The sequence below is a fragment of the Snuella sedimenti genome (assembly GCF_016428595.1).
In the GTDB taxonomy this organism is placed as follows: Bacteria; Bacteroidota; Bacteroidia; order Flavobacteriales; family Flavobacteriaceae; genus Snuella; species Snuella sedimenti.
In genome coordinates, this window is record NZ_JAELVQ010000017.1 from 1 (window position 1) to 12,274 (window position 12,274).

General features: G+C 34.9%; 11 protein-coding genes. 6 read left to right on the forward strand and 5 right to left on the reverse strand.

Features of this window, described 5'->3' with window-relative positions:
* Positions 1-372 precede the first annotated feature (372 nt).
* The 3 genes from JF259_RS12470 (at position 373) to JF259_RS12480 (ending at position 2,558) form a co-directional block, all read left to right on the forward strand.
* A complete protein-coding gene (locus JF259_RS12470) occupies positions 373-951 on the forward strand; it encodes a lipocalin family protein (protein WP_199115666.1) in 579 nt (192 codons plus the stop codon).
* 59 nt (positions 952-1,010) lie between these two features.
* Positions 1,011-1,550, forward strand: coding sequence for a hypothetical protein (locus JF259_RS12475; RefSeq protein WP_199115667.1), 540 nt, complete (start codon positions 1,011-1,013; stop codon positions 1,548-1,550).
* A gap of 189 nt (positions 1,551-1,739) precedes the next feature.
* Positions 1,740-2,558 carry a toxin-antitoxin system YwqK family antitoxin gene (locus JF259_RS12480; protein ID WP_199115668.1) on the forward strand — a complete coding sequence of 273 codons (819 nt, stop codon included), beginning with the start codon at positions 1,740-1,742 and terminating at the stop codon, positions 2,556-2,558.
* Positions 2,559-2,672: 114 nt separating this feature from the next.
* Here JF259_RS12480 and JF259_RS12485 read toward each other — a convergent pair whose 3' ends face one another.
* On the reverse strand, positions 2,673-4,004 hold the full coding sequence (locus JF259_RS12485; RefSeq protein WP_199115669.1) for a serine hydrolase domain-containing protein: 1,332 nt from the start codon (positions 4,002-4,004) through the stop codon (positions 2,673-2,675).
* A 276-nt stretch (positions 4,005-4,280) separates the two neighbouring features.
* Here JF259_RS12485 and JF259_RS12490 point away from each other — a divergent pair, with 276 nt between their 5' ends.
* On the forward strand, positions 4,281-4,910 hold the full coding sequence (locus tag JF259_RS12490) for a cation transporter (protein WP_199115670.1): 630 nt from the start codon (positions 4,281-4,283) through the stop codon (positions 4,908-4,910).
* Positions 4,911-4,912: 2 nt separating this feature from the next.
* A complete protein-coding gene (locus JF259_RS12495; protein WP_199115671.1) occupies positions 4,913-5,521 on the forward strand; it encodes an alpha-ketoglutarate-dependent dioxygenase AlkB family protein in 609 nt (202 codons plus the stop codon).
* 37 nt (positions 5,522-5,558) lie between these two features.
* Here JF259_RS12495 and JF259_RS12500 read toward each other — a convergent pair whose 3' ends face one another.
* Both JF259_RS12500 and fahA read right to left on the reverse strand, forming a co-directional pair.
* Entirely contained in the window at positions 5,559-6,740 is a 1,182-nt protein-coding gene (locus JF259_RS12500; RefSeq protein WP_199115672.1) for a hypothetical protein, read from the reverse strand.
* A 423-nt stretch (positions 6,741-7,163) separates the two neighbouring features.
* A complete protein-coding gene (fahA, locus tag JF259_RS12505) occupies positions 7,164-8,447 on the reverse strand; it encodes a fumarylacetoacetase (protein ID WP_199115673.1) in 1,284 nt (427 codons plus the stop codon).
* 115 nt (positions 8,448-8,562) lie between these two features.
* On the opposite strand from fahA, the gene glyA reads away from it, so the two are divergent.
* On the forward strand, positions 8,563-9,834 hold the full coding sequence (glyA, locus tag JF259_RS12510; RefSeq protein ID WP_199115674.1) for a serine hydroxymethyltransferase: 1,272 nt from the start codon (positions 8,563-8,565) through the stop codon (positions 9,832-9,834).
* A 208-nt stretch (positions 9,835-10,042) separates the two neighbouring features.
* Here glyA and JF259_RS12515 read toward each other — a convergent pair whose 3' ends face one another.
* Together JF259_RS12515 and JF259_RS12520 are read right to left on the reverse strand one after the other, a co-directional pair.
* On the reverse strand, positions 10,043-11,611 hold the full coding sequence (locus tag JF259_RS12515) for a right-handed parallel beta-helix repeat-containing protein (protein ID WP_199115675.1): 1,569 nt from the start codon (positions 11,609-11,611) through the stop codon (positions 10,043-10,045).
* 97 nt (positions 11,612-11,708) lie between these two features.
* On the reverse strand, positions 11,709-12,101 hold the full coding sequence (locus tag JF259_RS12520; RefSeq protein WP_199115676.1) for an acyl-CoA thioesterase: 393 nt from the start codon (positions 12,099-12,101) through the stop codon (positions 11,709-11,711).
* Between the last annotated feature and the right edge of the window lie 173 nt (positions 12,102-12,274).

Here is a 12,274-nt window from a genome sequence, read left to right on the forward strand (position 1 = left end):
AAAAACGCTCTTGAAATTCGAATAAGGATAGGCTTTTGAATCTTTGCTCCATAAGTTTATGTATTTATCCCTTGAATTTACTCATATTATTAATATTTACAAAACGCCTAAGTCGATAAATGAATTAACGATGCAAAGGTTTGCACCACTGGGCATTAATAATAGGTTGAAGGGTGAGATGATAGGTCTAAAATGCTTTTTTACAAACAAAGCGTCAAGCAAACTGTTTTGGGTATTTAGTTCTGGCTCTCCTTTATACAATAAAGGATTTTCCCTAGAATTTATAAGGTAAAACCCTATGTCAAACTCATAAATTTTGAATTACTTAGTAGTCATTTTATAAAAATTATAAATTTAATTAAATTTAAGATCATGACTAAAAAGAGATTAAACTTGTTTATACTGGTTATGGCATGTGTGAGTGTGTTAACCTTAGGTAGTTGTAGCAGCGATGATGATAACAATAACAATGCACAAGACCTTTTGGGAACGTGGAACTTGGCAGCTTTAACTTACGACGGTGAAACGGTTAGCAGTTTTTCAGGCACCAGTATTACAACAGACTTTTCTGGAGAAGGTCAGAACATTGATGCAACTGTATTTTTTGGAGATAACCCTAATGCTGTTAATTCTCAAGGAACTTATGATATTGCACTAACATATTCTGTAGCTGGTCAGGAAAGCTCGCAGGTGATTTCAATAAGTGAATACCAGTCAGAAGGTACCTGGTCGCTTAAAGGCAACATATTAACCCTTGTTGGTGAGATGTTGTCCTTTTCTTCTCCTTCCGATTTAGATCTTGTTGATCCTGGTGACTCATCTATAGATTATGTTATTGAAGAATTAAATGCTACAACCATGCGTCTTAGTGCTACAAAAGAACAAAGTTTTACCCAGTCTGGGGCAACAATTACCTCAACGGTTAATGTTTTAGTGTTATTTACACGATGATAGACTCTATTTTGTTTTGAATACTTTTAGTAGCTATATTAATCTTTAAAAACACGACGATGCTTAGTAAGATCAAACCCTATTCGATATATGTGGTAATTTTAGCGGTGCTGGCGAACTCTTGTGGCGCGGTAGTTAGAATGAAAGGTAACCAATACTTAACGGAAGAACACGGAGCTATTCCTATTGATTTTAGAGGAGACAATACTACTATAATTTTTATTACCCATCATAGGAGCTATAATAAGTATTTGAAGAGAAATGTTAAAAAGCACTATCACGGAAGCTATGAATTTATAACAGCAGGTGAATTTGAGGAAAATGACAAATACTTGGATACAAATATATATCGTTACGTTTTTGATTATAAATATATTAGTCCAGGAGGAGTTGTTTTTAAAAACCAAACCGTTACCAGCGGAAACTTTTCTACAACAATGTCTACCGCACGTGCGCCTCTGTACAATGTTAAGAAGTTTTCAATATGGGACAGACAGAATGATTTAATATACAGTAGTAAAATAACCTCCAGTTTTTGGAGCAAATTACAAAAGGTTTATTTGAAGAAACTTGAAAAAAAGCGGATTACTTCTATGTAACGACCAATGATTAGCAATTCTATGCAAAGCCCTTAGTATTAATAAGGTAAAACCTTGTTCAATTTTGAAACTATGCCCTTATTTTTGAAAAGGGGAGTTTGTAGTGAAACGTATCAGAAAAAAGACTGTAATGGGTTTGTTAATTGTTTAATTAAAGGGATGTAGACTTTTTGAAAAAGAATAACCATAATGAGTAAAGTACTATTTAGAAGCAGTATTTTTTTATCAACCTGTATCTTATGTTTTGCTTTTTCTTCCGATTTACAAAGAAAAGTAATAAGAGATGCAGATTTTGATGTTGAGTGTTATGTAACACACAAGAGCCCAAAATTATTTTATCCCGATAAGATCTATTTTTGGTATCGGTCTGGAGAAATACACCAGTCAGTATCGAGCGCAGGTGGAGATGTATTACATGATAATTATGTTAAGTATTACAGATCCAATCAATTGGCCGAAAAAGGTGTATTCCATTACGGATTAAAAACAGGCAACTGGAAGCATTGGTACGAAAATGGACAATTGAGATTGCAGGAAGCATGGCGTAATGGCTTTAAGCATGGCGAAGCGATTGCTTTTAATTACGATGGTTCCATATCCCAAAAAGGAAGTTATTGGAATAATTTAAAAGAAGGTAGGTGGGTTAATTATAATACTAAAGATACCGTATATTATGTGAAAAATGAAATGTTTGAAGAAAGGCCAATGGGGTTCTTCGAAAGAAAACTTAGAAAAAAAGATTCACTGGAAAAGGTTCAAATAAGAATAGATAGAAACCTTGAAAGGAAAAAGGATTCCTTAGAACGGGTTCGTAAAAAGAAGAATAGGTATATTATAAAGCAAAATGATTCTATTAAAAGAATTAAAAAGAAATTAAATAGAAAACAGGAAAAGCAGAGGGATTCTTTAGAAAGACTCAATAAAAAGAAAGCTATTCAGCCAAAAGAACAGAAGAATACCAATAGCGGATTTTTTGGAAAACTATTTAAAAAGAAGAAGACTGACTGATACATTATGTATTGAATTCTTTACTAAATTTTGAAACAGGCAATACATTTAAAAAGGACAAACCCTCGATTTATAACTTACACACTTTACGGGATAGTGTCTCAAATAACACCTTTATTGTATACTACCAATTTTTTTATTTAATAAAGAGTCGCTAACACTAGTAAGTTTTTGTGAAGAGTTAATGGGGGTGTTTAGCTTCAAAACCGTTTTTACAATGTCATGTAAGTCAGGGATAACTTTACTTGCTATTCTAGAATGACTATTTAAAAGTACACATATCCCTAAGTCGGACTCTGGGTACAGGGCTATTTCATTTCTAAAATCATTAACACTTCCTCCATGGTGCAAAATGGTTTTTTCTTCATTTGTATCCTTTTCTACAAACGTATGAATGCGCCACCCAAAACCATAAAAAGATTTTAAATGTCCTGGCCAGCGTTGGTAATATTTACTTCTGCCTTTAATTTCTACAAATGGTGTAAAGGCTTCCTTTAAAGCCGATTTATCCATGATTTCCGGATTGTGCCCTAACAAAAACCGCATCCATTTTGCCATGTCTAGAGCACTTGCATTAATACCTCCTGCGGCAATGGCATTGTAGTATTTATTGGTGAGTTTTATAGGCTTCCAGTGCTTTCTTGTCTTTATATGTGGCATTGCGATATTCTTTGCATGGGACAAGGTTTCGTGATCCATGCATATGGTCTCCATTCCCAGGGGTTTAAAAAAACGATCCTCCAATGACGTTGAGATTTCTTTTCCTGTTACTTTATGCATCACCTCACCACAAAGGGCAAATACAGCATTTTGATAACTATACATTAAACCAGGTTTGCTAATAGGGGATATATTTTTAAAGCGTTTCGCAATGTCATTCAAAGGTAAACCCGCTTCAACGAGGTTTGTATAGCTATGGTAAGGAGTGCCAGATGTATGAGATAAAATATTGGCCAATGTAACTTTATCTGTATTGGTTTTGTCACCCAATTGGAATTCTGGTATGTAATCACATACTTTATCGTTCCAATCCAAAATGCCCTCATTTTTAAAGCTAGCTGCTAATATCCCTGCAAACCCTTTAGATAAGGATCCTAGTCTAAATATGGTTTCCTTGTTAACTTTTTCATTAAGGTTAATATTCCTTTTCCCAAAACCATCGGATATTATAATGGAGTCACTTTTTACAATACTTACGCCTGCACCTACAATTTCACCTTTGGCTATAGCTTTATCGAAATACGCACGAATAGCAGTTTTTAATTCCTGTTGTTGGGACCTGTATAGTTGTAACTTATGTAGATCAACTAATGGTGTTTTTGATGTCGTTGTAGGTGTTTCAACTTTAGCCTTGGGAACCGATGCATATTCAATTACACTTAGGGTAAGAATAAATGTCGCAAGAATTAAAAGCGTAGGTTTTACTAAGATCCTGAATCTTTGCATAGGGTAAATAGACGGTTTGTTTTGGTTGTAATCGAACAAATATAGGATTAAATACTTTAAAAACCGACGTGCCGCATCGTTTTTAGTTTTTTTAACACTTATTAAGTTATGGTCTTTAGGTGGTTACCTTGACAGAAATTTTAGATGTTAAACGCGTTCAATAAGAAATGCGTTATGGCTATGATCCTGAGGTGAAAATAATTGTTAATTTTATATAGCCAAAGGCTATTGCTTTTTTTGCTGGCCTTTTGAAAGAAAAATTAAAAACAAATTTTAATGATGGATGCTAAAAAACTTTATAAGGTTGCTTTTGGACTGGCTTTGTTTACAATTATTTATAATATAGTTGAAGGAGGTATTTCGACTTATTTAGGGTTTGAAGATGAAAGTTTGGCGTTATTTGGTTTTGGATCAGATAGTTTTATTGAAGTTATTTCGGGGCTTGGAATAGCACATATGGTTTTGCGAATTCAAAGAAACCCAAACAGTAAGCGGGATGATTTTGAGCGTCTTGCCCTAAAGATTACAGGATTTGCTTTTTATATATTGGTTTTTGGACTTGTAGTTACCAGTATTTACAATATTTGGACTGGACATAAACCAATTACAACCTTTTGGGGTGTTATAATTTCAATAGTGTCTATTTTAGTTATGTGGGGATTGGTTGTTTGGAAACGAAGCGTTGGGAGCAGGTTACATTCCGATCCTATATTAGCAGATGCCAATTGTACGTTGGTATGCGTTTATATGTCTATAATCTTACTTGTTAGCAGTGGTATTTATGAATTGTTTAGCATTCCGTACATTGACAGTATAGGAACTTTGGGACTGTCATACTTTGCTTTTAAAGAAGGGAGAGAATGTTTTGAAAAGGCAAATAGTGATAAATATTGCTCTTGTGATTAAAGATGGAATTATTTGAATTAGGGATTGACCCAACAAGAAACTTGCTGCCTAAAGATGGTGTTGTTAATTATTATGGCAAGTTGTTAAGTATAAAACAAGCTGATTATTATTTTGATGCGTTGTTAAAAACAGTTGAATGGAAACACGATGCGGCTGTTATATTTGGCAAAAAAATCATAACAAAAAGAAAAGTTGCTTGGTATGGAGACAAACCTTTCGAATATACCTATTCAAAAACTACCAAATTGGCATTGCCTTGGACCAAAGAGTTACTAGAGTTAAAGGCAATGATAGAAGATATGACAGGGGAGACGTTTAACTCCTGTTTGCTTAATCTGTACCATGATGGAAAAGAGGGGATGGCTTGGCATAGTGATGATGAAAAAGATTTAAAAAAGAACGGAGCAATTGCATCATTGAGTTTGGGAGCAGAACGTTTTTTTGCTTTTAAGCATAAAGAGACAAAAGAGAAAATTAAAATAGCTTTGGTGTCCGGAAGTTTATTGGTTATGAAAGGAACTACGCAGAAGTATTGGCTGCATCGGTTACCACCTACGAAAGTAGTTTTAAATGCAAGAATAAACCTTACTTTTAGAACAATTATTGATTAACATAAAAGCAAAAAGACTCCCTTGAGAGTCTTTTTGTCTACCTTTTAAAGGAATAGGAGTTTAGTATGTTTTTTAATTGTTGTTTAAGATTTTCACCAGTATCGTAAACCATTTGTTCGGCTGTAGGGAAAGGAACACGTCTTTTCTTTAAAAATGGTAATAGTTGTGTCTCTAATGCCCTTTGGTCGCCTCTGGAGGTCGCGTAAATATGTTCAAAAACATATTCGCTGGTAAGAGGAAAAGCATCGATAAGTTGCTTGGTCTTTAAGTCATTGTATTCAATATTGCCAGTTACTTGAGCCGCTTTAAATTGTTTAAACTCATAATATTCGCAGCGTACAGTTTTCATTTTGTCAACTTTTATTTTATTGCCTAAACTGTCTTTTACGGCATTACCTTTATCGTCCAAAAGATATTGCCAACCGTCAACCACCTGTTTTTCTTTAATAATTTGTCTCTCTTTTACCTGTTCTGGAGAGATATTTATTTCCCTAAGGTTAACACGCATGCTGTAATCGTAAGTTATTTGCTTGTCTGCGTTACTATGGTATACAGTCCATAAGTTGTTTAAGCCATAAGTGCTAAAATTAAGTAAATCATTTTCAAGGCGTTCAGGGATTATTTTTTCGGTGTCATTTATCATATCTACCAAAACAAAATCGGTGCCTTTATTATGGGCTACTTCTATTAGTTGTCGTACATCTTTAAAATTAGGGTTTATGTGCTCTATTTCCTGTAGGTCTTCAAAGGCATAGCGCGCGTCCATTTTATTATTGCTTTTTAAAAGAGTCAAAGCATTATTGTATAAGTGTTGCGAACTTTTATTTTTAAAGGCAATAATTTCATTGGCGTAATTAACCGTGTTCATTTTTACTGCCTTTCCATTTAAGTACAAAGGTAATAGAGGTTTGATGCGCTCTTGACGATCGTTTAGTTTGTGGTATAAATCGTAGATGCGAACATAGTTTTCAGGATTGTTATCCTGTTTTAAAAAGTTAATTCTAGTTAAATCACGTTCATTAGCCTTACCATAGGCATCTTGAAGCAGGATGATAAATTCGGCTTTCCCTTTTTTATTTTTGTTGGTTCTTAATTTACCAATGGCCTCGTTAATGGCAAGGTCGTAGTTGCCTATACTTACCGCTTTTTCAATTTGTTTACTGGTACTACAAGCTAGTATCGTAACTGTTAATAGTAATGAGAGTAATAGTTTATGCATAGATTAAAATTTGGGTTATTTTTCAATTATTTCAAAAGTAGTGCCAAAACTGCATTTTAGCCGACTATGAAACGGGACGTAATATATGAAATATTTTTTGTAGAGTACTTAAGAAACCTAGTGGTGCGTTATTTTTTGCTTATCACAGGTAGTATGGTATTTGGTTTAGATATATTAAAAAAAATAACACTATGGCATATGCTTTTAATTGTTGTTAATCAATAAGAATTCCTCGAGGATACCCTTCCGATCAGAACGGATGGAGTTTTTTTCAAGAAATTCTTTATTCCCACAATTGTTCTCTAGTATCACGTTCACCCTACACCCAAATGAATGTAACGCTTGCTATTGTTTTATCTTCAATAGCAATTTACACCTTGCTCATCAAGCGATCATATAAATCAGGATTGGCTTTAGGAGCATTTATTTTTTCTTGTAAGGAGGCAGTAGTTTGGTCGATACTTCTCCAAAACCAATACGCGTACCATCTTTTTCACAATGACCTCGAAGTATTACGGTATCATTGTCATTAATAAACTTACGCTCTGTTCCATCGTTCATTTTAAGTGGTTTTTCGCCACGCCACGTTAATTCAAGCATAGAACCATAAGAGTCAGGTGTTGGCCCCGAAATGGTACCACTACCCATAAGATCACCTGAATTTACTGGACAACCATTAACCGTATGATGTGCTAACTGTTGTGACATATTCCAGTACATGTATTTAAAATTAGATCTGCTCACTACCGTTTCTTTGGAACCGTTGGGCTGAATAGCAACTTCTAAATGAATATCGAAACTCTTTTTTCCTTTGTATTGCAAATAAGGCAATTGTGGTTTAATGGCTTTAGGGCTTTCAACACGATAAGGTTCTAAAGCGTCCAGTGTAACGATCCAAGGAGATATGGATGAAGCAAAGTTTTTAGAAAGGAAAGGGCCAAGGGGGACGTATTCCCATTTTTGAATATCGCGAGCACTCCAGTCATTAAACAAAACCAGACCGAAAATATATTCTTCAGCTTCATCTATAGGGATAGGCTCACCTAAGTCGTTGGCGTCAGTAGTTATAAAAGCCATTTCCAATTCAAAATCAACCAATTTACTAGGACCAAAAACAGGTTCGGTTGCATTGGCAGGTAGGGTTTGTCCCTGTGGTCTATGAACAGGAATGCCCGAAGGGATTATGGATGAACTTCTTCCGTGGTACCCTACTGGAATATGTAACCAATTAGGCATAAGCGCATTGTCTGGGTCTCTAAACATAGTCCCTACATTGGTCGCATGCTCGATGCTAGAGTAAAAATCAGTATAATCACCAATCTGTACAGGAAGTTGCATTTCAATTTCATCCAATCGAAATAAGACAGTCTCTTTATGCTGTTTGTTATTTTTAAGTGTGGTATTTTCAATATCAAAAATTTCTGCAATTCTGTTTCTAACAGCCCGCCATGTTTTCCTGCCATCAGCAATGAAATCGTTCAGAGTGTCTTGAAGAAAGATATCATCTGTTAGTGGGATACCATCAAAATACCCCAGTTGGTGTAAAGCACCAAGGTCAATGGCTGTATCTCCAATGCGTGTGCCAATGGTGATAATATCATCGCGTGTTAAGAATACACCAAAGGGGATATTCTGAATTGGAAAATCTGAATTTTTGTCTACGTGCAACCAGGATTTTCTATCTGGATTATTAGCTGATATTGGCATAGCCTATATGGTTTATTTCAAAGTTTATTAATTTCTTTTTCAAATATATGTTTTTTGGTGTATTTAACTAATCTATTTGTTATTTTTGCCGAATATTTAACCAGAATTTATATTTATGCAACGCGACGAACAAATTTTTGAACTTATTCAAGCTGAGAAAGAACGCCAGTTACATGGTATTGAACTTATTGCATCAGAGAACTTTGTGAGCGACCAAGTGATGGAAGCTGCGGGCTCTGTTTTAACAAACAAATATGCTGAGGGATATCCCGGAAAGCGTTATTACGGAGGTTGTGAAGTAGTTGATGAAGTAGAACAAATAGCTATAGATAGAGCAAAGGCTTTGTTCGGTGCTGCTTATGTAAATGTACAACCACATTCTGGTAGTCAGGCTAATACAGCAGTTTACCATGCTTGTTTAAAGCCAGGGGATAAAATTCTAGGTTTTGATCTGTCTCATGGAGGTCATTTAACACATGGTTCGCCAGTTAACTTTTCAGGTAAACTATACAATCCTGTATTTTATGGGGTAGAGCAGGAGACAGGTGTTTTAAATTACGATAAGATTCAGGAAATTGCTACCAAAGAACAACCCAAATTAATTATAGCTGGCGCTTCAGCATATTCTCGCGATATTGATTTTAAGCGTTTTAGAGAGATAGCAGATAGCGTTGGAGCTATTTTAATGGCCGATATCTCACATCCTGCCGGATTGATCGCTAAAGGCATTTTAAACGACCCGATACCACATTGTCATATTGTTACCACAACCACTCATAAGACCTTAAGGGGACCTAGAGGGGGGATGATTATGATGGGCGAGGATTTTGATAATCCATTTGGAATTACCTTAAAAAGCGGCAAGCTACGTAAAATGTCTTCTTTGTTGGATTCAGCAGTATTTCCAGGAAATCAAGGAGGACCGTTAGAGCACATTATTGCTGCTAAAGCGATAGCTTTTGGTGAGGCCCTAAGTGATGATTTCTTAGAGTACCAATTGCAAGTAAAGCACAATGCTGCGGCTATGGCTAAAGCATTAGTTGCTAAAGACTATAATATTATTTCGGGAGGTACAGATAACCATTGTATGCTTATCGATTTACGTAATAAAGATATATCGGGTAAAGAAGCCGAAGAAGCTTTGGTAAAAGCAGATATCACGGTGAACAAAAACATGGTACCTTTCGATGATAAGTCACCTTTTGTAACCTCTGGTATTCGTTTAGGCGTTGCTGCAGTTACGACACGTGGATTAAAAGAAGCTGACATGGATGCTATTGTAACATTGATAGATGAGGTTATTACAAATCATGATAACGAAGTAGCTTTAGGAGCTGTAAGAGAAAAGGTGAATGCCATGATGCAAGGAAAACCGTTATTTGCATAATGCACCAATATAATTTAAGAATAAAAAAATCCTGCTTTATGCAGGATTTTTTTATTAACCCGTTTGTATTCTGATAAAATCCTGTCAATTTGAGTGAAATTTGTATCGAGAACAGGTGTTTTGATTTTTAAACTAGCTTTCCAATTAGTTGAGCTTTACAGAACAGACATATGATTACTGTTTTAGTTCAAAATGCACAACGGTTTTTTTATTGGTTATCCTCTTCAAATATAATATGCTGGTAGGCTCCTAAATCGGGAGCGGCGGTTCTGTTAACATTTAAAATATCTGTAGGAACCTGTGTTGCAAATAAAGCAGTCCCTTTATTTATGGCATTAGATTCTGAACCAATGATCAATTGATTTGTTGATGGATCTTTAAAGTCGGGAGTAGCATTAAAAACGTTATTTTCATAACGATTGGAGTCATTTAAATCGTAGTTAGGCCCGGTAAAATTGTTGTTCGAGTCTTGAAAGCGAATTAAACAATTAGTAAACTTAAAGTTAAATGTTACGGCATCGTCTTCAATTTCGTCCAATAGAATTTCTGGATTATCATTGCCATAAATAATGCAGTTATTAAAGTTTGCTTCCGCTAAATCGGTTACATGAGTAACACCTTCGTCATCGATGGTGTAATTGTTTAACAAGAGCGCAGGGAACTGTCTAAATCCATTAGACCAATAATTAGCAATCGTACTATGGGTGAAGTTGTATTTACCACCAAAAACACCTGCAAACGATGATTTTCCAGAGTTGTTTATAACGACATTTTCGCCTGTTATAGAGGTGTTTCTGCCAAGTATACCAAAATTACTGGAATTATAGATTTGTGAATTGGTTATGCTTAGCTTGCTAGATACGGCATTGACCTCACCATCACATAAAATACCAACTGAGGCATTTTTAATGGTAGCATAGTTAATTTGGTTATCTATACTGCCCTCAAAAAGCCAAATAGTTCCCCATTGTCCGGGCGTATCGGCAAAGGCTGGTTCCAGGCGGTCACCTTCAAAAATAACGTCATTTTCCAAAAGTTCTTGATTCGTACTATAAGAGCCATTTACCTTTAATGATGCGCCATTGGTAACAATTAATCCGGATTCGGCATGAAAATGAATACGGGCTCCGGCATCAATGGTTAATGTTTCTCCATTAGGAACAGCAGCAAACCCATAAATAACATAGGGTTTTTCGTTGGTAAAGTTAAGTTCTTCGGGGAGTAACTCACGACCTTGTAATTGCGTTTCAACCGCTTCTCCATCAATATTAAGAGTTAAGGTTTCAATAATCTTGGTTGTATTATCCCTATTTGGATATATAAAAACAGCATCTTTAACAAGGGTAACCAGAGGCACTTTTTGTTGGTTAGTACCCGAATCGAATTCAATCGCATCCGTATATAAAAATTGATTTTCTGTAGTAGACTTGTTAGCTATGTCTACCGTGGTTTCAATAAAGACATATAAACTGTCCTTGGCTAGTATTTCAATATTTTCAAAGGTTTTCCCATGGATACCATCTATATTCAGTCTGTATTCTGAGTTTTCTTCCCTACCTAACTTTACCGACGGAATAACAATATCTTTGTTACTTCTGTTATATACTTTTAATTGATAGGTGCTAGATCCAATATTTGTAAAAACAGTGTCTAAATAAACTGTGTCCTTAGAGAATTCTAGTGTTCCGGTACTTGGTGAAAACTCAAAATCTTTCCGGCAGGAACTCCATAACAGCAAAAATACTAATGTAAGTACAAAATATGCCGGGTGTTTCATAAATAGATAAAGTTTAACAGGTAGTATTAGTGTAAAATAGTTTAATACAAAAAACTAAAATATAACTTAAAAAAAGAGAATTTAGTATTTAAAGGAATTATTTTAAAAAGAGATTTTTTATGTCTTGTGTAATTCTAGTAGGCTTCTTTGTTTCCGATTTAATTAAGCACCAGGTAGTTTCTGATTTGGCCAATAATTCATTGGTTCGTTCATTAATAATTTCAACAATTCGAGTACTTTTAACCCCTTCTGATTTAGTGATATAGGTCTTTAGTTTTATAACATCATTTAACAAGGCTTCACCTTTATACTCTATAAAATGGGATACCATTACCCAGAAATAGGTGTCTAGTATTGATTTTGAAGCTTTTTGAAGCCAGTGATTTTTGGCTATATTTTGAACCCATTGCACATAACTCACATTGTTTACATGATTAAGATCGTCTAAATCATTTTTAGTAACGGTTAATATGGCTTCGTAACATTGCATAATAGTTATTTAAGTACAAAAATAAGTCTTATTTTTTGTTTCCAACATTATTGAGACTGTTTAAAATTCGTTTTTGAAATCTGTTATAGGTCATTTTTTTGCCAACTAAGGCTTTAAAACCGGAGTTTAGCAGCGCTAAATGAGGATTTTCATAACGAAAAGTGGTGAAAAAA

Excerpts from the sequence above, each read along its gene's own strand:
- JF259_RS12470 (WP_199115666.1), top strand. The coding sequence starts at position 373 with ATGACTAAAAAGAGATTAAACTTGTTTATACTGGTTATGGCATGTGTG.
- JF259_RS12475 (WP_199115667.1), top strand. The coding sequence starts at position 1,011 with ATGCTTAGTAAGATCAAACCCTATTCGATATATGTGGTAATTTTAGCG.
- JF259_RS12480 (WP_199115668.1), top strand. The coding sequence starts at position 1,740 with ATGAGTAAAGTACTATTTAGAAGCAGTATTTTTTTATCAACCTGTATC.
- JF259_RS12485 (WP_199115669.1), bottom strand. The coding sequence starts at position 4,004 with ATGCAAAGATTCAGGATCTTAGTAAAACCTACGCTTTTAATTCTTGCG.
- JF259_RS12490 (WP_199115670.1), top strand. The coding sequence starts at position 4,281 with ATGATGGATGCTAAAAAACTTTATAAGGTTGCTTTTGGACTGGCTTTG.
- JF259_RS12495 (WP_199115671.1), top strand. The coding sequence starts at position 4,913 with ATGGAATTATTTGAATTAGGGATTGACCCAACAAGAAACTTGCTGCCT.
- JF259_RS12500 (WP_199115672.1), bottom strand. The coding sequence starts at position 6,740 with ATGCATAAACTATTACTCTCATTACTATTAACAGTTACGATACTAGCT.
- fahA (WP_199115673.1), bottom strand. The coding sequence starts at position 8,447 with ATGCCAATATCAGCTAATAATCCAGATAGAAAATCCTGGTTGCACGTA.
- glyA (WP_199115674.1), top strand. The coding sequence starts at position 8,563 with ATGCAACGCGACGAACAAATTTTTGAACTTATTCAAGCTGAGAAAGAA.
- JF259_RS12515 (WP_199115675.1), bottom strand. The coding sequence starts at position 11,611 with ATGAAACACCCGGCATATTTTGTACTTACATTAGTATTTTTGCTGTTA.
- JF259_RS12520 (WP_199115676.1), bottom strand. The coding sequence starts at position 12,101 with ATGCAATGTTACGAAGCCATATTAACCGTTACTAAAAATGATTTAGAC.